The sequence below is a fragment of the Bifidobacterium angulatum DSM 20098 = JCM 7096 genome (genome assembly GCF_001025155.1).
Taxonomy (GTDB): Bacteria; Actinomycetota; Actinomycetes; order Actinomycetales; family Bifidobacteriaceae; genus Bifidobacterium; species Bifidobacterium angulatum.
On record NZ_AP012322.1, the window covers coordinates 1,894,378 to 1,920,665 of the forward strand.

Annotated in this window: 16 protein-coding genes and 1 tRNA gene; 6 read left to right on the plus strand and 11 right to left on the minus strand. The window is 56.9% G+C overall.

Features of this window, described 5'->3' with window-relative positions; all coding sequences use genetic code 11:
• The first annotated feature begins 218 nt into the window (after positions 1 to 218).
• The gene (locus BBAG_RS07580) at positions 219 to 1,739 is read left to right on the plus strand and encodes a sialate O-acetylesterase (protein ID WP_231855866.1); all 1,521 of its coding nucleotides are present in this window, start codon (positions 219 to 221) and stop codon (positions 1,737 to 1,739) included.
• A gap of 148 nt (positions 1,740 to 1,887) precedes the next feature.
• Here the strand turns inward: BBAG_RS07580 and BBAG_RS07585 are convergent, their stop codons facing one another.
• Together BBAG_RS07585 and BBAG_RS07590 are read right to left on the minus strand one after the other, a co-directional pair.
• The gene (locus BBAG_RS07585; RefSeq protein ID WP_231855867.1) at positions 1,888 to 3,954 is read right to left on the minus strand and encodes a G-protein coupled receptor; all 2,067 of its coding nucleotides are present in this window, start codon (positions 3,952 to 3,954) and stop codon (positions 1,888 to 1,890) included.
• A 138-nt stretch (positions 3,955 to 4,092) separates the two neighbouring features.
• Entirely contained in the window at positions 4,093 to 5,067 is a 975-nt protein-coding gene (locus BBAG_RS07590) for a glycosyltransferase family 2 protein (RefSeq protein WP_047750324.1), read from the minus strand.
• 301 nt (positions 5,068 to 5,368) lie between these two features.
• Here BBAG_RS07590 and BBAG_RS07595 point away from each other — a divergent pair.
• A tRNA-Ser gene (locus BBAG_RS07595) sits at positions 5,369 to 5,456 on the plus strand.
• A gap of 451 nt (positions 5,457 to 5,907) precedes the next feature.
• On the opposite strand, the gene BBAG_RS07600 is transcribed toward BBAG_RS07595, so the two are convergent.
• Positions 5,908 to 7,581 carry an RNA-binding domain-containing protein gene (locus BBAG_RS07600; protein ID WP_003825120.1) on the minus strand — a complete coding sequence of 558 codons (1,674 nt, stop codon included), beginning with the start codon at positions 7,579 to 7,581 and terminating at the stop codon, positions 5,908 to 5,910.
• A 297-nt stretch (positions 7,582 to 7,878) separates the two neighbouring features.
• On the opposite strand from BBAG_RS07600, the gene BBAG_RS07605 reads away from it, so the two are divergent.
• Together BBAG_RS07605 and BBAG_RS07610 are read left to right on the plus strand one after the other, a co-directional pair.
• On the plus strand, positions 7,879 to 8,988 hold the full coding sequence (locus tag BBAG_RS07605; protein WP_003825121.1) for a zinc ribbon domain-containing protein: 1,110 nt from the start codon (positions 7,879 to 7,881) through the stop codon (positions 8,986 to 8,988).
• Positions 8,989 to 9,177: 189 nt separating this feature from the next.
• Positions 9,178 to 9,828 (plus strand): 5' nucleotidase, NT5C type, encoded by a 651-nt coding sequence (locus BBAG_RS07610; RefSeq protein ID WP_152595325.1) that lies wholly within the window; start codon positions 9,178 to 9,180, stop codon positions 9,826 to 9,828.
• A gap of 78 nt (positions 9,829 to 9,906) precedes the next feature.
• Here the strand turns inward: BBAG_RS07610 and BBAG_RS07615 are convergent, their stop codons facing one another.
• The 6 genes from BBAG_RS07615 to BBAG_RS07640 form a co-directional block, all read right to left on the minus strand.
• Entirely contained in the window at positions 9,907 to 10,284 is a 378-nt protein-coding gene (locus tag BBAG_RS07615) for a fluoride efflux transporter FluC (protein WP_003825124.1), read from the minus strand.
• On the minus strand, positions 10,284 to 11,660 hold the full coding sequence (locus tag BBAG_RS08180; RefSeq protein ID WP_003825125.1) for a FluC/FEX family fluoride channel: 1,377 nt from the start codon (positions 11,658 to 11,660) through the stop codon (positions 10,284 to 10,286). The genes BBAG_RS07615 and BBAG_RS08180 overlap by 1 nt, the downstream gene beginning before the upstream one ends.
• Before the next feature lie 320 nt (positions 11,661 to 11,980).
• Positions 11,981 to 13,552: a ClC family H(+)/Cl(-) exchange transporter gene (locus BBAG_RS07625; RefSeq protein ID WP_407921670.1), complete on the minus strand. Its 1,572-nt coding sequence runs from the start codon at positions 13,550 to 13,552 to the stop codon at positions 11,981 to 11,983.
• A gap of 483 nt (positions 13,553 to 14,035) precedes the next feature.
• A complete protein-coding gene (locus tag BBAG_RS07630; protein WP_003825129.1) occupies positions 14,036 to 15,322 on the minus strand; it encodes an adenylosuccinate synthase in 1,287 nt (428 codons plus the stop codon).
• A 211-nt stretch (positions 15,323 to 15,533) separates the two neighbouring features.
• On the minus strand, positions 15,534 to 16,601 hold the full coding sequence (fbaA, locus tag BBAG_RS07635; RefSeq protein ID WP_003825130.1) for a class II fructose-bisphosphate aldolase: 1,068 nt from the start codon (positions 16,599 to 16,601) through the stop codon (positions 15,534 to 15,536).
• A 127-nt stretch (positions 16,602 to 16,728) separates the two neighbouring features.
• Positions 16,729 to 18,429 carry a DUF4012 domain-containing protein gene (locus BBAG_RS07640; protein ID WP_003825131.1) on the minus strand — a complete coding sequence of 567 codons (1,701 nt, stop codon included), beginning with the start codon at positions 18,427 to 18,429 and terminating at the stop codon, positions 16,729 to 16,731.
• A 364-nt stretch (positions 18,430 to 18,793) separates the two neighbouring features.
• Here BBAG_RS07640 and BBAG_RS07645 point away from each other — a divergent pair, with 364 nt between their 5' ends.
• Together BBAG_RS07645 and BBAG_RS07650 are read left to right on the plus strand one after the other, a co-directional pair.
• Positions 18,794 to 21,412: a YhgE/Pip domain-containing protein gene (locus tag BBAG_RS07645; RefSeq protein WP_003825133.1), complete on the plus strand. Its 2,619-nt coding sequence runs from the start codon at positions 18,794 to 18,796 to the stop codon at positions 21,410 to 21,412.
• Between the two features lie 2 nt (positions 21,413 to 21,414).
• The gene (locus BBAG_RS07650) at positions 21,415 to 23,685 is read left to right on the plus strand and encodes a YhgE/Pip domain-containing protein (RefSeq protein WP_081443780.1); all 2,271 of its coding nucleotides are present in this window, start codon (positions 21,415 to 21,417) and stop codon (positions 23,683 to 23,685) included.
• 360 nt (positions 23,686 to 24,045) lie between these two features.
• Here BBAG_RS07650 and yddG read toward each other — a convergent pair whose 3' ends face one another.
• Both yddG and BBAG_RS07660 read right to left on the minus strand, forming a co-directional pair.
• A complete protein-coding gene (gene yddG / locus BBAG_RS07655) occupies positions 24,046 to 25,002 on the minus strand; it encodes an aromatic amino acid DMT transporter YddG (protein WP_003825136.1) in 957 nt (318 codons plus the stop codon).
• 65 nt (positions 25,003 to 25,067) lie between these two features.
• Complete coding sequence (locus BBAG_RS07660; RefSeq protein WP_003825138.1) at positions 25,068 to 26,081, minus strand: hypothetical protein; 1,014 nt, start codon at positions 26,079 to 26,081, stop codon at positions 25,068 to 25,070.
• Positions 26,082 to 26,288: the final 207 nt, after the last annotated feature.

Here is a 26,288-nt window from a genome sequence, read left to right on the forward strand (position 1 = left end):
TTCCCAGCCTAACCGGCACCATGCCCTTCCCCGCACCTGCCAGCTTTCCTCTCGCATATTCCTCTCACAGCGAGCATGAACCGCCACCCGCCGCCTTCAGCCGTTTCACACGTTGCCCGGCTATGGTACAAATACATTCGCATGATATGGATGGAAAAAGGGTATCGATGAAATCGTTTCGCACACAACGCAGTGCAGTTTGCTGCGCTTTTCTCACTTTGGCTTTGGTTCTTCCCCTATGCGTAGTCGCACATGCGCCTGCAGCTCAGGCCGCTGGAACCGCAATCGCCGCACAGCAGAGCACTCCCGCCACGGTGAAGCTCCCCGCATACTATTCGAACGGCATGGTATTCCAACGCGGTAAGCCGATCACCGTCACCGGTGAACTGAAAAACATCACATATGCGAATATCGACTGGAGCAAGCTCAGCGCATCCCTCTCCATGGACGACAAGCGGTATTCCGGGCAGGTGACCAGCAGCCACGAAGCGAAGTTCACCATTCAAATCCCCAAGGTCCCTGCCAACCAGCACCCGTACAAGCTGGAAGTGCGGTACGACGGCAAACTGCTCAAAACCCTCGCCCACGTATATGTGGGTGATGTGTTCGTGGCAGCCGGGCAATCCAATATGGAAGTGAACTACACCCAGTATTACAACACCAAGAACCTTAAGCTCGACCCGAACGCCAGCCCGCAGGGAGTGTTCAAATACAAGGATCTTCCCGAAACCATCGACGATCCAAACGTGCATTTCATCGTGGCACAGCATGACGCGCAATCCGTACAATTCCCCGTTGCGGACGAGAATAAATCGTCCTGGTCGGAAGCCACCACGCAGAATTCCAAGCGTCTCAGCTACCTTGCGCAATTCTTCGCCCAGGAACTGCGCACCACCAGCCCGAACATCCCCATTGGCATCATCCAGACCGCATGGGGTGGCACGGCCATCAGCCGACATATCAAGGGCGGCGACATCTACAAGAACCATATCGCCCCATTGCAGGGCTTCCACGTCGCCGGCGTGCTGTGGTACCAAGGCTGCAACGATGCCGCCAACAATGCCACAGCATTGGCCTACGAATCGCAGTTCACCGCACTGATCAACCAATACCGCAAGGTGTTCGACGACGCGTCCCTGCCGTTCCTCTACGTGCAGCTCGCCCGTTGGCCCGGCTACCAGTACACGCAGATCGTGCGCCAAGCCCAGCTCTCCGCCTTGGACAACCCGAACTTGAACAGCACCGGGAACGTAGGTATGACGGTGTCCATCGACACGGACAAGGGCACGTCCGAAACCATCCACCCGTTGGGCAAGGAGATTCTCGCCAAACGTATGGCCGACCAGTGGCAGGCCATGCGCAAGAAGACCACGGTTCCTTCCGGTCCGGTCGTCGCCTCCGCCGAACGCGACGAAAAAGGCAACATCACCATCTCCTTCAAGAACGGCACCGCGCAAGGCCTGCAGGCCATGAAACCCGATTACAGCCTGAACGCGAGCGCCACCAAGGTGGCTTCGTCTACGGATGAGAAGCTGGAAGGCTTCGAAGCGGCGGACGCATCTGGCAAGTTCAGCCCGGCTACGGCCACGATTCGGGGGAACCAGTTGGTGGTGTCGTCGGATGATGTTGACCGAATCACCCAGGTGCGTTACCTGTTCAGTGGCGATCCGAATTGTTCCAGCATGCTGTATAACAAGCAGCAGCTGCCGGCCAGCCCGTTCATTATCGCGATTCCGTAAACCTGCGGTTCCGCGTAGTACATGCGGGCGGAGCGGCTCGTTTCCGTAGACGCCCCGCCCGCGCTTGTCTGTGCCGATCGCTGCCAGGTCAGTACCGATTCAGTACCGATTCAGTACCGGTTCGATACCGATTCAGTGTTATCCAATCTCAGTTTCCGCACTCAAACCGGTACAGCGCCCACCCCTTGGCGAAATCGCCTTTATTCGAGTAGTCGCGCACCTTTTTCAGCGTGCCGTCCTTCACGTATTTGGCGATCAGGTCTTCCTTGTGGAACGGGTCGTATTGTTCCTTGAAGGTGAACATCTGCAGGCTTGGTGCCTGTTCGCCCATCGCCAGGAAGTATTCCGGGGCATCGGTTCCAATCGGGCATACCGTGCCGAGCACTGACTGGGCGTCTCCCGAGTCGAAGGCGCGTTCCACGGCACCAAAGATCGCGCCGTTCTTTTCAGCGGCCGGATTGTAGATCGGGTACAGCATGTTCGTACCGAATATCGACATGCCGTACATCGATCCGTTCAACGGATCGGAAACCACCACGGCCTTGTTACCCACTTCGCGTGCCACGTCTTCCAGGATCTCGTATTTGGATTGCGTAAGCTGTTCGACTGGCTGTTCGTCGGTAAGCTGCATGTTCGCGTACACCGCATCGGCAACCTGCGTGCGCGTCACGTTCGTGAACTGGGGCACGACGGCGAGCGCCACCACCAGTACCAGCGCGATGATCGCATCCGCGTGCCGCGCGGAAAGCTCGTTGATGGCGCTTGCCGCGAATACGATCAGTGTGACGAGAGCCAACGGGATCATGGTGAGTGGTCGGACTTCGGTGCGGTACCATACTGCCGCCACGATGTTCGGGAACCAACCGGTGAGTGATGCGGAGCAGACGAGCACGAGCCCGAAGAGCAGCACCATCATCGCCATGGAAATGGCGTCTTTGCGGAGTTGCTTGTAGGTCGCATACGAGTAGTCCGCCCTCAAGTGCTTGCCTGTAAGCGGCTTGGCTCGCACAACTCGCGGCACGATGGCGACGAGCAGTGTGATGATGAATGCGGCGATCACCACTACCGCGGCGAAAATGCCTGTTGCGCCTGGTAATTGGTCGGTGATGAAGATGCGCAGCGCGTCCGGCACGCTACGGCTTGGCGTATAGGTGTGGAACCAGTCGGCGGGGTTGAAGTAGCGGGTGGACTGGTAGTGCGAGACCATGTAGAAGAAGAACGCCACGCCGGCCGCCAGCACGGACAGGAACGCGCCGAGGATCAGCTTCCAGGGCAGGCGCAGCAGCAGGAACGGCACGATGAACAGCAGCCAGGTGAACGCGATGCGTGGGTGTGCGATAAGGCATAGTATGCCGACGATCAGGGTGGTGATGAGCCAACGGGCGATGCCGTTATGTGACCAGTGTTGTTTTGGGGTGTTATGCCGGCCTGCGATGGCGTCGAAGAAGCGCAGTGTGGCGTAGATCCAGAATGGGAGGATGGCTGTCGCCAAGCCGTATGCGAGCAGTGGACCGGTGGCGAGGCTTTGGAATGGGTAGCAGGAGGATGCGATGGAAAGCAACGGCACTGCGAATGCCATGATGCAGGGGAAGATCACGTTGCGCATTGTGTTTGGCTGCTGTTCTGCTTTCCGGGCGTGGTTCCGCTCGCAATCCGCATTGCCGGCATGGTCAGCGTCACCGGCACGGCCTGTGCGCTTCAGGTAGCGACGCGACCGGCAGGTCCAATAGGATGCCAGCAACTGCATGCCGGCCGGCCAGATCAGCCCGGCTCCCATAATCCATACCACGTTCAGGGCGGTGTACACGTTGATGGTCGCTCCGAACACTGCCGCAAGTTTGATCAGCCCTGCGGCCAGCAGGTGGAACATGGGCGGGTAGAACGCGTCGTTCGGCCACAGGTGGGTAGCCGCGCCGATGCCTTGATCGAAAATCTTACGAATGAAGTAATAGTGGGCTGGTGCGTCGATTTCGTGCAACGGATAGTTCCATGCCGCGCTCCCCTTGGGGAACCAAGCAACCACGACCATGCATGCCGTCAGCACGCCCAATACCATGCATATCGGGACCGCCAGGCGCCCAGGCCGTTTCTCCCCCACATCGGTATTCGCATCACCCGCGCCGTCGGCCTGCCTGTTGCCTTTCGGAGCGCCTAAAGCACTGAGATCAAGCTCTTCAAACTGATTGTCTGCCGTCTGTTCCGAGTTCACACCCATTTCCACTTTCATGCCGTGGGCTTACGCCCGTCACCAGATTCACGTCACATCCGACGCTCTCATATAGTCCTTTACAAACCGGTAGGGGCTCGCCGTGCGTTACGGTGAGCCCCTACACCAGTTGATTGCCTCGACCGATCAGTCGTCCAACGGCGACGGCATCGGACGCCACTCAGTGTCGTGCAACAACTTGCGCGAATCCCACCAGCCCTTGGCGATCTGCACGATGCCGGTGCGCAGGTGCTCACGATCCACGGCCACCAGTCTGATGACCTCCTTGGCAGCGGTGGCAATGGTGCCGAGCGCGAACAGGAACGGACGGTAGTCGCCGTACACCATGAAATAGCGGGCCATGTAGCCGCGATTACGCATGATGTGGTAACGGTTCATGTCGGACGTAGAGTTCAACTGGCGCACGCCGGCGATATCCCAGTTGCCGATCTCTCGCGTACGACGCAGAATCACGTCCGGCACGACAATAGGCTGCGTGACCTTGCTGGCACGGTAACCGTAGATGGTGTCGTCCCAATAGATGAAGAAGCGTGGGTCGGGCAGGCCAATCTGCTTGACGACATGACGGCTGAACAGGCCGCCTTCGAAGCATAGCGTGTTCATCACTCGATAACCGGCCGGGCCGAACGCTGCCGGTGCGATGGGGTTCGGAATACCCAGGCCGATGCGGAAATCATACTGCCAGTAGAACGGACCGCCATCGTAATCGAAACGGCTGCCTTGGATGACCTCGTGACGCTTCGTCCACGGTGCCAGCTTGGCGATGGCATCCGGCAATACCGCCACATCGTCGTCCATCACCCAGAACCATTCGGCACCCAGCTCGTACGCCTTCTTCACACCTGCGGAGAAGCCGCCAGCGCCGCCAAGGTTCTCGGTCTGCGGCGCATACACCACGCGGGACTGGTTGCCATCGCCATCGACCACGGTCTTGCCCCACTGGTCGTTGACCTTGGTCTCAAACTCCTCGACCATACCGCGAGTCTCATCGGACTGCTCGTTGTCGACCACGATAATACGCCACGGAGCCTGTTCCAGGGCGAGAATCGAATCGAACAACGTCGCCAGAAGCTTCTGACGCTTGTAGGTGGTGATGACCATGGCGAGCTTGCTGATCGTTGCCGCCTGTGCCTGTTCGACGTGCTTGGCCGGCTCGGCCTGTTTGGTGGATTGCGTTGCGTTCCTCTTCAAAACGTTCCCATTCGTCATAGGGCATATTGTCCCACTACCTCTAGGCAGGGGCTGGCGCAAACCGGATCTTTCGCCGAATTGCCGCATGGATGTGCTTCCCCGTCCCTGCCGGGTTTCCCTACGGCACAATAAGACACGCCGTAACGTGCATATTCGTGCGAAGTGAGGTATTCTATTCGAGTTGCGTTTCGTGCGTAAGCAGGAAATGTATGGAGAATTCGCCTAGTGGTCTATGGCGCACGCTTGGAAAGCGTGTTGGTGTAACAGCCTCACGAGTTCGAATCTCGTATTCTCCGCCAGCAGGGTTTTCGAAGCAATTCGAAAACCCTTTTTTCATGCCCGGGAATGGCTTCTTTAGCGACTCTCTGCTTCCAAATCATGAAAGCAAAACTTACAAGCGCTCCATCGAATAATCAAGGCAAGAGATGTTTCGGCTACAGCCGCCATCCCTGGCGATAAAACAGCAAATACTGCACAACCCGGAAAACATGAATAACGGCAATGTACATATAGCAAGAAAGATCAGCTCCTCATTTGCAGAAGCCAGTCTTTCTTGCTTCAGTTCGCCAAACATCAGACGAACTAATGTGTTTTTTGAACTTAAGAAAATTACATTAGCTCATCAACACCTGCAATCTCCCTCAAAACTGCTGTATGTCAAGCCTTTAATAAAATAATGTAATTATCCAAAACAGCAAAAAATACATTAGTCTATTCATTAGTTGATCAAGAAGCTAAGAATGCAACCGCTTACTCTTGAAGATGCCATTTAGCTGCCGAAGTGGCACCTTCTGAGTAGATTTTTCCTTGCTTCCGAAGGCTCTGCAACAAATAACTCACTCTGTCCCCCTTCTGCTTAGCACTTAGTGTCCCCGGCAATGCATGGTCAATGGCGTTAATCACCTCAAGCCGCGAAGAAGGCCTAGATCGAAGTAGCTCCAAAATCAACTCCTTGCATATTTTGTTGTCCAAGCCTTTGCTACGCACATACTCTTTCTGTTTGCCCATGGCATTCGCCACATCTGATGAAATAATCAAACGAGGATAGCGCCCCTCTACCAAACCACGCGACCTCAGCGAAGCGGCCTGATCCTTCTCTATCACCAGCCCTTTCTGAATCATGTCAAGCCATACCACACTCTGTAAATCCAAATTAGGGTAAGCCGCAAGCAGCTGAGAATACTTCTCATCAATTACAGTCCCATAGATCGAGACTGATACACGAGATCGATCTGACAAATCATATGTGGGCAACGGCAGCCTACGCTTCTTCTGCATCTCGAAAACATTCCTGATACCGATAGCGTTCTGATCAATCATACCGACTTTGCTCATTGCTTTGGAGAGTAAGGAATTCCGGTAATACGGAGGCTTGTAGCCAACGGCCAGTGCAGCATCTATGCTCCCAGGAATGAACGATCCCTCATTCATAAACACAAGTCGATCTTCGTATTCCAGAAGGTTGATTTTCCCCGATAAACGATAATCCTGATGTGCAATGGCATTGTGCAGCAACTCTCGGATAATCTCCGGACTATAGCGTTGCGTCACCTCGGGGAACAGCGTATTAGGATCTGTGAAAAATCTGTACTTCTCGTTACGCACCTTGCCAAGCACCTTGTCCACCTGCAATATAAATGGGGGCTCGAAGTGCTCATATGAAACTACATCATTTGCCGAGTTATACAGCGTCCAAGTGATGCGTGGCTCGGTTCCGCCAAGGAAAACTGCGGATTCAGGCTTACCTAGCAACACCAGGGCGGCATTGGTCACATGGCCATGGATCAACAACCCAATCTTTGTCAGAATCTCTTCAGACGAAAATCCCTCAATTGCCTGTCGTCTAGACGCGTACTTCTTTGAATATTCTTCGCAAGCAAAGGCCACAGCATCCGAATCAAGATCATCGATATTCGCATCATACGCAAGCTGACTAGACCAGTCGGGCCTAGCCTGAGAATATATTGCCGTCAACTTGAAAGCCGGCATCTGCACGATGGATTCGTTCTCACGAGAATAAGGAACGCCCTTCCAAGTAGTAGGCGTCGCGAATAAGGCCGGAGGGACTTGAAAGGCTACCACTCGCTGACGATCTATCGTCAGTTCATATATCTCTTCGAATGTCATGCCGCTATTGGTATACAACGCCATCTCATGCTTCAGCTTACGCAAGCCAATGCTTGGCTCATGAGCCTCTTTGCGGTATCCGGTCCCACATATCGTCCGATCGTTGCGCACACCGAAGAGAAGCCAACCAGCATCGGCATGGCGAAGATTGGCCTCGTTACTTAAAGCAGAAAAGTACTTCCCCAAATCATCGAAATCGAAATTGTTCTTGGCGGATTTGTACTCCACCACCTCAGTCTCTACATCAGCCAGTAGCCTCTGAACCTTATTCACCACTTCTTCCTGGCGATAGACCACGCTAGACCTCCAACTAATGTAAAAGCGTACAAACTAATGTAATAATAGCGCTTTTCGTGACTCTCGCAGCAAGCCCCCCCCCCCCCCCAACTTTGGCAACACACAAATGGTGTCGGTAATAGCAGCGCCACTACATAGAAAAGCACCCCGCTACTTCCCGCTATTTCCCACTAGGTTCCCGGTAACACCGCAGATCACAGAGCCACGGTGTTCGCTAAGCTGGAGGGCAAGGTAATTCCTAAGCCAAGAGAGACGCAGCACACCCAAGGGAACCGAGCACGCGAGAGGGGAACATCAATGACCGAAGAGTTCTGCGAGCAATGCGGCCAGGCGCTCGTTCCCAACGCCAGATTCTGCGCCGTCTGCGGGTGGGAGACCGGCAGTCAGGCGACGTTGCCGTTGCCGCAGGGGCTGACGGGAAACTACGGCGGTTCCGGATACCCGCAGCAAGGCGCAACGACACCGTTGGAGGAGTTCGAACAGGAGTTTGAACGCCAAAGCACCTACGAGCCCGCATACGATCCCTACGATCAGTACGGTAACGACTCGTATGCCAACGATTCCGGCGACCACGGCAGCAGAAAAGGCAGCGGGAAACGCGGCAAGAAGAAACGCAACAGCGCCAAAGACAAAGCCGGCGGGAAAGGATCCAAACCAGCCGCCGCAAAGCGCTCCACAGGCAAATTCACGAAGAAAGCCACAGCTACGAATGGCGCCCATGATCCCGGCAAATCCCGCAGGCACCCGGTGACCGCGATCGCAATCGCAATACTGGCGTGCATCGTGGTAGTGTTCAGCGGCGTCGGCATCGTACGCATGATGGCGAGCGCCAACGGCACCGTCTCGGGCTTAGACGCCAGTAGCTCCTCTTCGAGCAGCGCAGGCGCTAAAGACGAGACACCTGCGAATAACAGCCAGAATTCCACACCGGTAACGGGCAAGACATCGAAGAAGGCCACAGCGCAGCAACAGGATACGCAACCGCCTGCGGAAGGGCGTTACCTCAATGCACGGTTCGGCTATGCGGTCACGATACCGCCTGGATTCACATGGCAGGCTGAATCAGCCGACGGTGACGGGCGCACGTTCACCGATGGTCAGACCGGCATGACCATTGCCGCATGGGGGTCGAACAACGCGTTGCATGAAACGGTGATCTCCGCGTTCAAGCAGGCCACGGCCGGCCATTCGGTCTCCTACCAGCAGATACTCGACAGCGAGTTCACCGCGACATGGGAGGAAAACGGCACCATCACCTATATTCGCGAAATGGTGTCCGCTGGAGCCATCCGTGCGGTGCGATTCACCTACCCATCCACGCATAGGAACGAATGCGACCGCTTTGTGGAACAGGTGGTGCCGACACTAACCGCCACCGATGCCATGACAGCGGGATCAGGGCAATAGCAGGTAGATGATCTGTCCGGTATAGCCATTCGTGCGGAACGTTGCGACCGGCATTACGCACGATACGATTGCAGATAGCCGATACCGCGACGAGGCATAGGACGACGGTTCGTCAAAACGACGGACGGCCAACGACCAGACAGCAGCTTGGTGTGAAACATACTGTGAAACAGTGAAATGGAGGGTGACATGGGGGCATCGCCAACGATTCCGGAACAATACGCCAACCAGCAGGTCGGCATAAGCGGATACCGGGTACTCAACCTGGATCTGGACGGCGTGTGCGCCGACTATGCGGGCGCCATGCGCGACTACCTGGTACGCAACGGCCGTATGGATCCGCAGACCATCCCCGCAAACACACGATACGCACTCACCGACAACGACGGCTGGCCATTCGCCAGCAAATCCGAATACATCGCAGCCCACAAGGCAGCCGAAGAGGAGCACCTCTACGCGACCATGCAGCCCATTCCAGGCGTCGCACACGCCTTGCAACGACTGGCCGACGAACACGTGTACATCCGCATCGTCACGCACCGGCTGTTCGTATCCGGGCAGCATCGCATCGTCGTCTCCGACACCGCCAAATGGCTCGACGACAACAACATTCCTTACATGTCGCTCTGCTTCGCCGGGCTGAAAGACAGTATCCAAGCCACCGTGCACATCGACGACTCGCCCGCCAACATCGCCGTACTGCGTGAAGTCGGCCAGCATGTGGTCGTATTCGACCAGCCATACAACCGCGAGCTCGGCGGCCCGCGCATGGCGGATTGGAGCGACGCAAGCGTTGACCAGCTACTCGACTGGTTCGAACAGTGGCCTGCGGAACAGTAGGTCGCACCTAGTAGTCAGGTAAGCAAAGCAGAGCCGACAACGCCGCAATGGCGTCTAAACTACAGTCAGACACGCGCCTCAGTACGCGAGGCTGGCCACACCCCAGCCGGCTACGGTACACAACACCGGAACCACCATCGACAGCAGGCAATACAACCCAGCCATGGCGAACTGCTTGCCGCGAAGCAACGCCATCACCTCGTTGATCAAGGTGGAAAACGTGGAGAATCCGCCAAGGAAACCGACCACAAACAGCGTGCGCGTGGCATAATCCACCTCGCCGTTGACATACCCGGCCGCGGCAATGCCCGCGCAAAAACCGGCAAGACAATTGATCATGAACGTGGCCAGAGGGAACAGCCGATTCTTCCACCAACGGCGCACCGACGTGTCCACGATAAAACGAGTCACCGCACCCAAGCCGCCGAACACGCAAACCATCAAAAACGTCGCCATCACGCCCTCCCCCCGTCACGAGATTCCGACGCATCAGCCGAAGCGACCACAGGAATCTCACCCGTGGAAACAGCAGCAGAACCGGCAGCAGAACCAGAACCACGCATCGGCAACGCCGCAGCAACCTCGACCACCTCACCGGTCGCCAAATCACCCACCAACGGAATCTCATCAGTAACAGGCGCAGGCTCAAAAGCAGGAACCCCAGTCGCCACACCCTCGCCAACACTGCTGATAGCACCATCAACACGCATATCAGACGACTCGCTCGGCACAGCAACAGGCTTATCAACCACAATCGGAGACTCCGCAGCGATAAGCGCCTCGGCATCCACCGAAGCAGTGGAATCCCCCGAAGCAAAACGCTCAACCACATTCTGCGGCACGCCCTCAATCACCGGCCCAGAATCACCATCATTACGCATAGCATTCCGCACCGCCTCCTGCAACACCTGAGACTTCCGGCGAGCAGTCAACAGCAAACCCAATTTAACGCCAAGAACCGAGCACAACGCACCACAGGCAAACGTGACTAGCACATACAACACCGTGCCACCGATCTCGCCACCACGCAGCGAAGCCAACTCCTCAATACCCAACGTGGAAAGCGTGGAACAGCCGCCACACACACCCAAGCCCACACCCTTCGACACCAATTGCTTCACACGCCGAGTCAGCCACGACGCATGCGACATACCAATAGTGACCATGGCAAGCACCAGGCACGCAACCATATTGGCACCGAACGTGGCAACATGAAACGCGCTGAGCACACCACGGCGGGCAAGCGGCGAAGGAAACGCCTCGGCAAGGCCAAAACGCATAGCGGTACCGATACAACCGCCGACAAACACCACCAGATACAACAGCAGATCCGCAAGCGGATTGAACTGCGCCTGCACACGCTTAACCGGAGCAAGCGGAATCTGCGGCGGCTGTTCGGCAGCAGCGGCACCTGTGGGATGCGGAATCGCCGCAGCATAGGAGCGAGCATGCACCTCGCTCATCTCCTGCGTGGACAAACCCGGTTCCTTGGGCTGGGCGATGAACGCCGCCGGCTTCGCCTGCTGGCGCGATGCGGCAGAGGCGGCATACGCGGCAGCCAAAGTGTCCGATTCGGCAGAATCGGACAACCCAGCACCACCAGTACCACCACGTGTGTCCGATTCGGGAGAATCGGACACTGAGGGGATCGGGGACGCGACCAATGCGGAAGCATCGGCATGAGGCGGAGCCACATCGGTTACCGGCTCAAACGTCGAAGTGATCTCGCCAAGATTCGGTATATCCAAATCCGGCATATCAAGATGCTGCACACCCTGCCAGGCGTCAACAGCATCACCACCGTCACACCCATCATTCTTCCGTGATTCCATCCGACCTGCTTGCTTTCGTCTCAATCGTCTCTACTTCACGGCGAAACGGGAAACGCCGCGATCCCGCCGCGACCTCATTGACCCGGCCGAATCCTTCAAACCACGCCGCCCGCAAAACCATACGACAACCCGCACAGCCCATGCATTCGCCTTTATTCCGTTCCGAGTGTACACGGTTCAATGCCAGAGCACAGACTCCAGCCCATTCCCATCCAACGCAACACAGTCACCATGCAAACGCACGCATGCAGGAACATAAACCGCACGGCAAGCGCCAAACCGCCAAACCCGCCAATCAGACTGCAAACAATGCACCGGAATCACACATCCACATCGCACAAATCATGCAACGCCAAACGCACGGTCCGCTCATCCTCACCACTGAACAACACAATCAGATAATCACCACCACGCAACACCGTATCGCCACGCGGCACAATCTCACGCTCCCCACGACGAAGCCCGATCACCAAACAGCCGGACGGCCAATCAACATCACGAATCCGCCTGCCATCTGCCTGAGACCCCATCTCCAACGGCAACTCCAACACACCATTGCCTATAGCGCTCGGAGCCTGCACATCCAACTTCTGCGCACGCATATAGCGTTCCAACAGCGCATCGTAAATCGGCCGGGTATGCAGCACATCCGAAACCAGCATGGCAATGAACACCACCGCCGCGACCGGCAACATATGCGTCAACGTGCCAGACATCTCAACAGCCAGCAGGATCGAAGTGATCGGAGTCTTCACCGAAGCCGCCAGCACGCCAGTCATCACACACACCGCAAACACAGCCACCGCTCCGCCGCTCACACCACACAACCGTTGCGCCGCAGCACCGCAAATACCGCCAGCCAACGAACCCACGGCAAGAATCGGCATGAAAATACCGCCAGGCGCACCAGAACCAAAACTCGTACTCGTAAACAGCAGCTTCGCCACAAACAGCACACACAACATGCCAAGCCCGGTAGTGGCATGCTCAGCCATACCAATAAGATTCGAGCCACCGCCAAGCACATCCGGCAGCCAAATACCCACCGGCAACGCAATCGCCAAAGCGACCAACGGACGACTCCACGCCGGCAGTTTGCCGTACAACGTTTGGAAACCGAGCAGGGAACGGTTCATCAGCGAACCAACCAAGCCGGCAAGCAATCCCAGCGGAATCAGCCACACATATTCACCGAGCGGCAGTTGCGCGATCGAACCGAAGGCAAGCACCGGACGCAAGCCGAAACAGTATTTCGACACGAAATCGGCGGTGAGTGAAGCCGCGGTGGCACCCATGAGAATCACCGGCGAGAAACTACGATGAATGCCTTCCAAGGCGAACATCATGCCAGACAGCGGGGCGCTGAACGCCGCAGACAGACCAGCTGCCGCACCGGCGGTCACCACATAATGCTCCTGCACGTCCTCACGACGCCTGCCACGCAACCGATGCGACAAAAACTGCGCGCCCGACGCACCAATCTGAATCGACGGCCCCTCACGGCCCAGCGACAAACCAAACGCGGCACCCAGCAAGCCACCGACAAAACGGACCGGCAGAATCGTCTGCCACCGCATCCTCAACCCGGCAAGCACCACACCATCAGTTTGCGGAATGCCACTGCCCGACGCCATAGGCTCACTGCTGATCATCCAGGCAATCAGCAGGCCGACCGCCAGCGCAGCAAACGCCCACGGAACAATCAGCCACGGATTCACACGAATCTGCGCATACATCCAACGCGCGAACCGGGTGCAGTTCTCGATGCCGAGACGGTACAACACCACCAGCAGGCCAGAGACAAGGCCGACGCCAATGCCGATCGCCGCCATCTTCCACTTCATACGATTGAATAACGGAATCATCCGCTCAATATGCTGCGCCATGCTCATATCATTCTGCCCTGCCATCGCTTGCCCGCCTCCTTATGGCTATTGTGCATCCTCCGGTGTCTGATTGCCCGATTGCCTGGTTGCCTGATTGACCGATTCGGGAGAAACGGACAACCACGCGCCGCAGATCCCCTCATGGATGACCGATTCAGGAGAATCGGACATACGCAGTCACTAATTCCGACCATACATGGCATATTCGGCCGAATCGGACATTAGCAGCTCCAGCTGCACACATCGTGTGACCGATTCGGGGGAATCGGACAACCATGCGCCGTGCAACCCTCCTTGCATGACCGATTCACCAGAATCGGACAACCGCGTCATGCAGATCCGAGCCTGTTTGACTAATTCGGGGGAATCGGACATTCTGGGAGGATTTGGCCGCGCGCGTAGGCTCACTATGTTTCGCACGCATAATGAAAAGTGCCGGCAAGGCACAAAGCCAGCCGGCACCAATCGTAGCCACGCAGATTTCGGGAATCAGTCGATCAGCGAGTTGATCTGGATGATGTGGTCACGCTGCGGACCAGTGCCGATTGCGGAGATACGGCAGCCGCTCAGCTCCTCCAAGCGCTTTACATACGCCTGGCAGGTCGCCGGCAGCTCGTCAAAGCTATGGCAGGTGGAGATATCCTCAGTCCAACCCGGCATGGTTTCGTAAATCGGCTTGGCCGCGGTGAATGCGGCCTGATCGGTCGGCATTTCGTCGTGACGCTCGCCGTCAACGTCGTATGCCACGCAGATCGGGATTTCCTTCAGACCGGTGAGCACGTCGAGTTTGGTGAGCACGATATCGGTCAAGCCGTTGACGCGGGCGGCGTAGCGGTTCACCACGGTATCGGCCCAGCCGCAACGACGCGGGCGGCCGGTGGTCACACCATACTCGTGGCCCTGCTCGCGCAGCCAATCGCCGGATTCATCGAACAGTTCGGTCGGGAACGGGCCTTCGCCCACGCGGGTGATGTATGCCTTGGCAACGCCGATCACACGGTTGATGCGCGTGGGGCCAACACCGGTACCGGTGCAGGCGCCACCTGCGGTCGGGTTGGAGGAGGTCACGAACGGATACGTGCCGTGGTCCACATCCAGCATGGTGGCCTGGCCGCCTTCGAACAGCACGTTCTTGCCCTCGTCCAGCGCCTTGTTCAGCACCAGGGAGGTGTTGGCCACATACGGCTTCAGACGCTCGCCCAGCGCAAGCAGTTCGTCGGTGGTCTGATCCACGTCGACGGCGCGACGGTTGTACAGCTTGACCAGCATAAGGTTCTTCTGGTGCAGGCTCGCTTCGACCTTGTCGCGCAGGTGCTTGGCGTTGAACAGATCGTGCACGCGGATGCCGACGCGGTTGATCTTATCGGCGTATGCCGGGCCGATGCCGCGGCCGGTGGTACCGATCTTGTGCTTGCCAAGGAAGCGCTCGGTCACCTTGTCCAGCGTGCGATGGTACGGAGCGATTACGTGTGCGGCTTCGCTTACCAGCAGTCGGGAGCAGTCCACGCCGCGGCTTTCCAAACCGTCGATCTCCTCAAACAGCACTTCGGGGTCGACAACCACACCGTTGCCGATCACCGGGGTCACGTTCGGGCTGATGATGCCAGAGGGCAGCAGGTGCAGCGCATACGATTCGTCGCCGACCACCACGGTATGGCCCGCATTGTTGCCGCCGTTGAAGCGGGCAACATAGTCGACCTTCGTGCCGATCAGGTCGGTCGCCTTACCCTTGCCTTCGTCTCCCCACTGGGCACCGATCAAAACAATTCCAGGCATGTTGTTGCACCTCCGCGCGTATGCGATTTCGCCTCAAAGCCTTACCCAAGGCCTTACAAAGACTACCCTGCGCCCTCTACCGGATATCTGCCGGATATGCACCGATCGGCCGTTGAAACTAGTCAGTTCCATCATTTTCGTCTTATACAACGCGACACACCCGCCGTGCCGCCACGCGCCGCATGCATTATACAGCGCGTGCGGCATCACACTACTTCAACGCCTTGCCCGCGCTGCCAAGCTGCCTGCAAGCCTCCACCACGCGTGCGGCCATGGCGCTTTCCGCTTCGCGTCCCCACGAACGCGGGTCGTACATCTTCTTGTTGCCCACCTCACCGTCGATTTTGAGCACGGCATCATAGTGGGAGAACATGTGCCCGGCCACCGCGCGGCTGAACGCGTACTGCGTGTCGGTATCGATGTTCATCTTCACCACGCCATAGCTCACAGCCTGTGTAATCTCTTCCGGCGTGGAACCAGAACCGCCATGGAACACCAGGGCGAACGGCTTGCCCGGAGCGACATCCAGCGTGTGTGAGGGATCGGGTATCTCACCGGCCTGAACCGCGAGCGCGAGCGTGGTCTGGATCTCATCGAGCAGTTCCGGGCGCAGTTTGACCACGCCGGGCTTGTATGCGCCGTGCACGTTGCCGAAGGTGAAGGCGGCCATGTAACGCCCGCGTTCGCCGAGTCCCAGGCGTTGCGCGACGGCGATGCCCTGTGCCGGGGTGGAGTAGAGCTTGTCGTTGATTTCGGCGCTGTGCCCGTCTTCTTCGCCGCCGACCGCGCCGATTTCGATTTCCAGCACGGTGTGTGCGGCTTGTGATTTGTCGAGAAGCTCTTCGGCGATGTCGAGGTTTTCATCCAGCAGCACTGTGGAACCGTCCCACATGTGCGATTGGAATGTCGGCTCCTGACCGTGCCGCACCTGTTCGGCTTCATGATCGAGCAGTGGACGCACCCATTCGTCCAGGTATTGTTTGGCGCAATGGTCGGTGTGCAGGGCGATGGTGATGTTGGGGTATTTCGCCGCGACTTCGTGGGCGAAGGCCGCGAAGGCAAGCGAACCGGTGACACGGTCGTTCACGCGTTGGCCGGACAGGTAGGCGGCACCGCCTACGGAGACTTGGATGATGCCATCGGATTCCGCTTCGGCGAAACCCTGCAGGGCGGCGTTCAGGGTCTGTGTGCTGGTCACGTTGATTGCGGGGTACGCGTACCCGCCACGACGGGCAGCGTCCAGCATCTGTGCGTAACGTTCCGGTGTTGCAATAGTCATGCCTCTATTATCGCCCGACCCTATCCCACTTGTCATGTGACAACATTCGCCATCGCTAAAGCGCCCGGCAACTGTGTGATACGGCTGCCGGGCGCTTGGCTTCATGATGTTCGCGATGACGCGGCGATCAATATTGGTAATCGACCTCGTTGCGCAGTTTGCCTGACGGTGTCTGGTCGATAGTCAGTTCGGCGGTCGCCTTAGGCGAGGTGGTTACATCGAATTCGAAGGTCACGCTTTCGCCGGGTGCGAGATAGGCAACGCTGGTTGTGAGCTGCTTGCCGTCCATCGTGGTCTCACGCTGGTCGCGCACATCCCCCTTTGAGGAGATTTTGCCGATCGAACCGCCTGCCGGAGCATAGAAGAGCATACGCTGCACTGAAGTTCCACTCTCCGCCACCGGCTTGTTCTCGACGCCTTTCTGCACGCCGCCGAGGATGTATGTGTTAGCACTTGCTATCTCGCTGTCGGTCAGGGTGTTGGTCAGCGTGTACTTCACGTGGTAGCTTCTTGAACCGTCCTTGTTGGTTGCGCTCTTGGTCACTGTGGCTTTGCGGTCGATATACCATCCAAGCTTCGAGGGGTTCTGCTCGTTGAGGTAGATGCCGACCTGCGGGGTGCTTTCCTTGCCAGAGATGCCGGATTCCTGGAAGTATTTCGTCTCGTCCGCGTGCGTGGTGTAGGCGTAGAAGTGGCGTTGTTCGATCAGGTCGCCGATGCTGTTGGCCATGGCCATCATCTTCGTGGCATTCAGGTTGCTGAACGCCTGGTCCATCACCGTTTGCGCGATGTACTCGAAATAGGCGTCCTGCTGGGCTACGGGAACATCTTTGTAAATGGTGTTCAGCAGGTACTGTGCCGTGTTGTTTCCAGTAAGCACCGTACCGTCCTGCAGGGTGACGTTGCCATTGAGCTTCACCATTTCCTGAATAAATACGGGGTCGATTGCGATGAAACCATCGACCTCGCTTGCGTAAGGGGAACGCTGCCAGGTGGCCGCGAGCATTTCGGCGTTACGCTTAAGATTCGGAACGGCGAAGGTGTCTCTGACATCCAGCGAGAACGCCAAAGGGCCGTTGAATACGGCGTATTCCTCGGCATTGCCGTTGCCACCGTTGATCAGTTCAGCATCCGCACGGAATTCACCGACACTTACGTTCCCCTGGTTGGCTTGCAATGTGCCAACGGAGCCCACCAAACCACCGCCGGAACGCTGTTCGGATGTAGTCTGCACGGCGATCAGATAGGTTCTGGCACCGTTCTGCCCGAGAATCGCAGGCATCATCTGCATGACGCTATTGAGATGATCGACAGTGCCGACAATGGAGGCAAGACGCTCCTTACCTTGCCGGTATGCGTTGGCGATCATGCCGATTTTCGGCGTGGGCAGGGAATCATATGTGTCCAGCTGATGTTTCATCCGCGTGCTCACTGTGGCGAAATCGGATTGTATGGATACAAGCGGTTTCAAGTTGAGCACGCCGTCCTGGCTGTTCAACTGTGCGGTGGCGAGTTTATGGGACATGCTGCTGATTGTGGGAAGCGACCGCTGGGTCAGATCATCCAAGACTTCGGTCATGCCTCGCACGGTTTTCACATCATTGCCTACGCCCGGCAACACACTGGCAATGCTCCACAAAGGCCCGTGTGCGATGCTCTTCGCCTTGGCGGTGTGATCCTGGGCCTGCGTGATGGCTGTGGACGAAATGCCCCCGTCTTTGAGCACTTCGGAACCGGAAATACCGGACAGCGCCGCAACCGCCTGGCTCTCATGGCTTTTGACGGACCGTGCCTGCTGATAGAACGTCAATCCGCATACGATTGCCATGCCAATCGCAACGGCGACACAAGCCAGGATAATAACGACGTTGCGCGTTCCGCGCGATTGCACACGCCTGCCATGTGATGCCAACAGATTCTCCCCTCGTACTGTGCGACAGCTCATTCGCCTGATTCCGCTCATTATAGAAGCACACTGCAAACCCATGCGACCAGCAAATGCTCTGCAACCCTTCACACGTCGGTTCGTGCCGTTTTATGTGTCAAATAGCGTAATTTGCTCAGCTGCTTTGCTTGCACGTCCCAGTGGACGGCATAGAATGATCGTTGGATTAGGTAGCAACGGAGCCGCGCAGGCAGAAACCGATGCACCCGCGCAGCGCCGCACTCGACACACGGGTTCAGGAGGTGTGATGCACACAGTCTTCGCCATCTTCCTTCGTGATGTGAAAAGGATCCTCAGGAATCCGGTGGCACTCGTCGTCACCATGGGCGTGGCCATCATCCCCTCGCTGTACGCATGGTGCAACATCCTGGCCAACTGGGATCCTTACGCGAATACCGGCAATATTCAAGTCGCCGTAGCCAATGAGGACGAAGGCACCACCTCCACGCTGGTCGGTCATCTCAACGCCGGCCAGCAAACCGTCACCCAGCTCAAGTCGAACCGTCAGCTCGGATGGCGTTTCGTCAGCAAACAACATGCCGTCGACGGCGTGAAAGCCGGCAAATACTATGCTGCGATCGTACTGCCGAAAGACTTCAGCTCCAGTCTGATCGGCACGGTGACCGGCGAGAAAAACCAGCCGTCAATCACGTACTATATCAACGAAAAAATGAACGCCATCGCCCCGAAAATCACCGATACGGGCGCAACCACCATCGACGAGCAAATCAACGCCACATTCGTGTCCAGCGTGGCCGACGCCGTGGCGAAACAGGTGAAAGCTGCGGCAGGCAACACCACAGACAGCCTGCACACGGCACAAAGCGACGTCGTCAACAATCTGAATGACACCATCAACCAGTTGGAAACCGTCCAACAACAACTAGGCGGCACACGATCCACGCTCGACAAAGCCACCACGACCATCGACTCGGCCAAACAGACCAATACCGCGCTCGCCTCGGAAATCGACGATGCGCTCGATACCATCACGAACACATCCGATCTGCTTGCCCAAACACGAGCACAGACCCAACGTTTTTCAACCACGCTGACCGGCGCGCTCGACAACGGCAGCACACAGCTTTCCGGTCTGCAAGTCACCGTCGGCAACGTCACCGGCACCATGCTCAACGGTCTGAACACCACGCAGGACGCGCTCAGCCAAGTGTCCAGCAGCATGCGCGGCGTCAACTCCACCGCCGGCGAAGCACTCGACGGCATGGACAACGCGCTGAAGGCCAGCGGCCTGGACCCGGACAGCCAAACATATAAGGATCTTTCGACTCAGATCAGTGAAGCACGCAAACAGCTGACATTCCAACAGCAACGCATCAACGCCTTCGACCATGACACCACGTCGATCATCACTTCAGGCAAAAACACGGCAACCGCGCTCAACAGCGACATCACCAGCCTGTCGAACAACGGCACCGCGGCAATGGCAAAGGCACGCGCAAACCTCACCGACGCCGTCATGCCGAATCTCAGCACCGGTCTCGATACGCTGAGCCTAGCCAATGGTTCGTTGGCCGGAACACTCACCACGCTGCAGGGCACACTGAAACAGGGCAACGGATTGCTCGATCAGCTTTCACGCACCGTCAGCCAGACGAACGCCACCCTCGCCGGCACGCAAACCCAGCTTGCCAATCTCAGCAAGCAGCTCAGCACCACGCGCACCGACGTGGCTTCGCTCAGCAGTTCGCGCATGTTCCAGCAGCTTTCCGAAATGCTCGGCCTGAACGCCAATGAGATCGGCTCGTTCGTAGGCGAGCCGGTGCACTTGGATGAAAAAGTGCTGTACCCCGTGGAAAACTACGGTTCCGCAGTCACCCCGTTCTACACGAACCTGGCGTTATGGGTCGGCGGGTTCGTGCTCGTCGCGATATACAAGCTTGAAGTCGACCGCGATGAGAAAATCCGCAAATACACGCCTCGCCAAGGCTACATGGGACGCTGGCTGCTATTCGTCACCGTTGGGTTCCTGCAGGCGATCATCGCCACAATCGGCGATCTCGCGCTGGGTATCCAATGCGAACACCCGTTCCTATTCGTTCTCGCCGGCGTATTCGCCTCATTCGTATACGTGAACATCATCTACGCGCTTGCCGTGGCGTTCCGGCATATCGGCAAAGCCATCGCCGTGATTCTGGTGATTATCCAGATACCGGGCGCCGCAGGCCTCTACCCCATCGAAATGATGCCCGAGTTCTTCCGCCGTTTGAAACCGTTCCTGCCCTTCACCTACGGCATCAACGCCATGCGCGGGCCTATCGGCGGCATGTACGCCAACCACTACTGGCTCGACATGCTCTCGCTGTTCTGGTACCTGCCTGCGGCATTGTTCATCGGTCTGGTGGTGCGCAAGCTGGCGTTGAACCTCAACCGCCTGTTCGACAACCGCCTGGCGGATACCGATCTGATGATCACCGAGCACAACGAAGGCACTGTGGAGCCGCTGAAGTTCACCGCCGCCGCGCAACAGTTCGCCGAAGACTACCCTGAAGTCATTTCCCAGCGGGCGCTTCACTTCTTCCGCCTATACCCGCGGTTGGTGCGCGGAGGATTCCTGCTGCTCACCGTGCTGCCGTTCGCATTCCTGCTACTGCTGTTCATCACGCGGATGAAACTCGCCATGCTGCTCGGCTGGATCATTTCGATCATCGTGATCGACGTATACCTCATTGTGGTGGAATATCTGCGTGAACGGTATGCCAACTTCCTTGGCGAAGAAGCGATGAGCGCAGACGAATTCCGCAGCGCGATCCTGCACGAGAACCTGCTGTTCCGGCCGGACATGCATTACAAGCCGATGCATCATGCCGTGCATGCGCTGGCACACGAGAAAGGAGACGAGCAGTGAAACTGATCTGGGGCATTTTCAAACGGGACATATGCCATGCCACCCGCAACGTGATCGCCGTCATCGTCTCCATGGGACTAGTGGTGGTGCCGGCACTATACGCCTGGTTCAACATCGCGGCCAGTTGGGATCCCTACGGCAACACCAAAGCGTTGAAAGTCGCCGTGGCGAACACCGACAAAGGCTACAAGTCGGAACTCGTACCGGTACGCATCAACGTGGGCGAGACCATCATCAGCACGCTACGCGCCAACGACCAGCTCGACTGGCAGTTCGTAGGCCGTGACAAGGCCATCGACGGCGTGAAATCAGGCGACTATTATGCGGCGATCGTCATCCCCAAACAGTTCAGCGCCGACATGATGACGTTGTTCTCCACCAACATCAAGCACGCGCAGCTCAAATACTATCTGAACGAGAAAATCAACCCCATCGCCCCGCATATCACCGATCAGGGCGCCACAACCGTGGTCAACACCATCGACAAGACCTTCGCCAAAACCATCGCCCAGGTCGGTCTCGACCTAGCGTCGAACGTACTGCGCTACTCCAAAAGCCCCCAAATGGCGCAGTACATGGAAAATCTCAACAGCAACCTTAACACCATGGTGAGTACGCTGACCGGCGCCTCGCAGCAAGTAGCCTCATACTCGCAGCTGCTCGGCTCGGCCAACGACATCGTAGACTCCACAAACCAGCTGCTCCAATCCACAACCGTTGCGGGCAAACAAGCCAAAAACACGCTGAAGCAAGGCAAATCAGGCGCCACCTCGCTAACCGCGGCCGGCAAGAGCATCACCAGCTCCGTAAACACCGCGCTCAACCAGGCCTCGTCCGCACTCGACGCGGTGGCGAACAAGGCGGATAAAGCCTTCGACGCATTGGGCAAGGACTCCGCCGAAGCCGCACAACAGTTGAAAACACTGAGCGATCAGGTCGCCGAAAGCCAATCCGTATACGATACGTACCTCGCCAGCCTGCAGCATATGCGCACGTCGGTGGAGCAACTACCCGACAGTGACAAAGCCAAACAGCCGCTGCTGGACGCCATCGACCGTGAAATCACCTTGCTGACCGCGGCCCAAGGCGATACGCAGAAACTCGCGCAGCGCCTCGACAACGCCTCCAAGCAAATCACGCAGAGCACAGCCTCGGCAGCACAATCGCACGCGGAAATCCGCAGCCAGATCACCAGCGCCAAACAGTCGATCAGCACCGTGCGCGACGACTACTCCGTAAACGTCAAACCGAAAATCGACGCATTGGCATCATCGGTCAGCACCCTGATCTCACAGACCGGCAACGTGATCAGTCAGCTCAGCGGCACAACGGACAGTCTGAATGATGTAACAAGCAACGTGGGAACGAACATCGCATCCATCCGCTCCACGCTTGACGGCATAGCGACCAAACTCAACTCCTCGGCCACAACGCTGAATACGCTAATCACCGCGATGAATTCAAGCGACAATGGCGCGGAAAACTCGAATGAGCTCAAATCGTTGACCACATCCAACGCATCCACACTATCCACGTTGATTTCCGCACCCGTCGCATTGCATCGCGTAGCCGTATACCCGATTGCAAACTACGGTTCGGCCATGGCACCGTTCTACACGATCCTGTCCATCTGGGTGGGCGCGATCATCCTCTGCGCCATGCTGAAAGTAACGATCTCGGACCGTGAAAAAGCGCATGTGCTGGGATTGGGTGATACCCTGCCGCGCATTGCCGGACCATCCGGCCCGGGAAACGCCTCACGCTGGGGATTGCAACTGCGCCACGAGTATTTTGGACGCTACACGATCTTCCTGCTGCTGGCACTATTGCAAGGCACGCTGGTATGCCTAGGCGACATGTACTTCCTAGGCGTGCAGGCGAATCACGCGCTGCAATTCCTCGCCGTAGGATGGCTTGCCGCGCTCGTGTTCTCGAACATCGTATACACGCTGACCGTATCGTTCGGAGACATCGGCAAAGCCATAGCCGTAGTGCTGCTGGTGATGCAGGTAGCCGGATCGGGCGGCACATTCCCCATCGAAACACTGCCGAAATTCTTCCAAATACTGTACCCGTTCCTACCGTTCCCGCACGCCATCGACGCCATGCACGCCGCCATGGCCGGATCATACGGCAACGAATACCTGCTCGACATGGTGTACCTCGCCTTGTTCCTGATTCCTTCGCTGCTGCTGGGATTGGTGTTGCGCAAGCCGGTGATCCGATTGAACAATTGGGTGAGCCGCAACCTGGAATCCACCAAGGTGATGTGAGCCGAGAGGAAACTCGCCTCCGACAGAGCACCCGGCAAAGGGCCAGGCTGCCTCTTTCCTCGCCAGATCACTACCCTGGTTGTCCGATTCCCCAGAATCAGACAAGCGCAAGATGCTACGGCTCTCTTAGATGCCCGATTCGGGAGAAACAGACAAACGGCGAACATCCTGCCTCTCTTAGCTGTCCGATTCGGCAGAAACGGACAATCTAACGGGTTATTGCACCGTATGCTTGGCCGATTCGGGAGAAACAGTCAGCCAGGTCAATGCTGCTACAGGCGCTATGGCAGATTCTCCAGAATCGGACAAGTACGCAGAACGGAGAACACTTTGAGTGCCCGATTCGGGGGAATCGGACACTCAAGCGGTGTGTTTGGTGGCACGTTTGTCGATCCACACATTGATCAACGAGCCGGCCACCACGAGTATCACACCAACCCAGAATGGCGCACCTAGTGCAACGCCAAGCAGCACCGTTCCTGATGCGGTGGATAGTATCGGCGTCGCATACGAGCCCAATGCAAGCGTCTCCATATTGCCGTGCAGCATGCCATACCCCCAGCATGCATAGCCGCCTGCAATCGACAGTGCGCAGGTAAATACTGCCACGAATCCCCATACCGATGGGGCTTGCACCGGCAGCCCTTGCCCAGAAACGAAATGGATGATCCATAGCGTTACGGCAACACAGCAGAAGAAAACTGTTGTGCCATCATATCCGTTAGACATTGACGGCGTCACCGTCGCATAAATCGCCCAGATGAATGCACCAGCGAACGCCATAAGATACGGCAAAGGATTCGAGACAATGTTTTGCAAAGCAACATTGACGTCAAAGTCTTCGCCGCCAACCGCCAAGCTGACACCAATCGTCGCAATAACGGCGCCAGGCAATGCACGCCATACCGCACCCTTTTTATGCGAGAACGCCGCAGTCATCAACACCAGTAAGGTGGGCCACAGATAGTTGACCAAACTGACTTCCAAGGATTGCACCGACGTCGAGGCCAAACCGATCGCCAGAGAAATAAAGGCTTCATAAAGCACGAACATCACGCCGCCCACAAGCAGATATTTACGCGGATACTCGCTAATCGGAGCCGGCTTGCGCACGACAAGCAACAGCATGCCGCCAACAGTGTAGACCAACGCGGAATCGAGCGTGGCCCCGAAATTATCGGCGACAATACGTACCAGCCCCGCCATGAAGCCCCACAACAGAATCGCAGACAAACCTATAACCGTGCCTTTATATGAAACCGCATGCCCGTTTAATGGATTAGGCCGATCCGGATCCTTATTCACCTCATGTTTCATAGGGCTAACTATCCCAAGTCATGTCTCGCACACGAATATCGTTCAATCCCCCGCTCTGAAAATAACTAGTAGGCAACGCACCGAAAACCGGCAAACGGCGAGCGCCAAACATTTGAATCGTGGGGTATACGCGAGGCTTCCAACCGTTGCCGTAGCGGCTCCCGTTTCCGCACATGTTCCATTTGGAACCGGACAACCGGTATCTGAAGCATATTCAGTTCACTTTCACGATCCTTCTCCCGCATGATCACCTCGCTTATTTCAGCACCATCGGTCATAGCCGGATCAGTGTATTTCCGCCGCCCATCCAACTCGCCTACGACAAGCGAACCGTCGTCACGTTCCCAGCAGAAGTCACCGCGAATTTCACGGCCATCCAACGGGCTTGTAAACGTCACTTGCGTTTGGGGCTGCTTATAACCAAGTTCGATGATTGCTGCCACGGCCACCGCTTCACCACCGTTTTCGCATAGCGGGTCCGCGCATTCCGCAACAAATCGTGCACGTATGATGCCCCAGAGTCTTCTTTTCCTCCCCACGAATCCCTGCAACGCCTTGTTGGCGAACCCGCACTTGCGTAACCCCATTGAACATATTTCGAACGCATTGACGAAATCCAAAGTTCGCCCACAATCCATCATGGTCTGCATCGCATCGGTAACGAGCATGCCGTCTATTTCGCATGTTGGAGGCGGATCCTTGTAATAATGCGCGAAAATAAAGCCATGACGCCCCGCCTGAGATCGTTTGCTCACCGCAATATGCACATATCGTTGAGTCTTCAGACTTGTAGTGAAACCGTGCACTGCCGCCGCCGAAGGACCACACAACACTATGCCCTGATATCTCCTGCACACGGAGCGCAACGACCATATGATGCGTTCGGCATACGACAGCTTGTTCCATTCTTCTGCACCGATGTAATGCCCTTTGTAAGGCATGACGACGCTGCCGCTGCGTACGCGACGTTGGAGAGCGCGCCGATCCTTCGGAGCGGTAGGCGACGCAAGACAGCGACGCGCATAAAACCACTGAAGAAGGGCATTCAGTCTTTGCTGAGTTTTCGTTTGCATATCCATGCACACAAGATATGAAATGATCCGACTATGATGCCAACTCGATCGGAGCCTGTGGACGACACTCCGGGCAGTTATCCACAGGTCGGCGTGTCATCCACAAAGCTTTCCACATAACGGCCTAGGCAGTCCGAACAGTTCAGATAGACTGGGGCAACGCGAACCAGCAATGTAATATCTGCCATTTCAACAGCATATTTGTCCGATTCA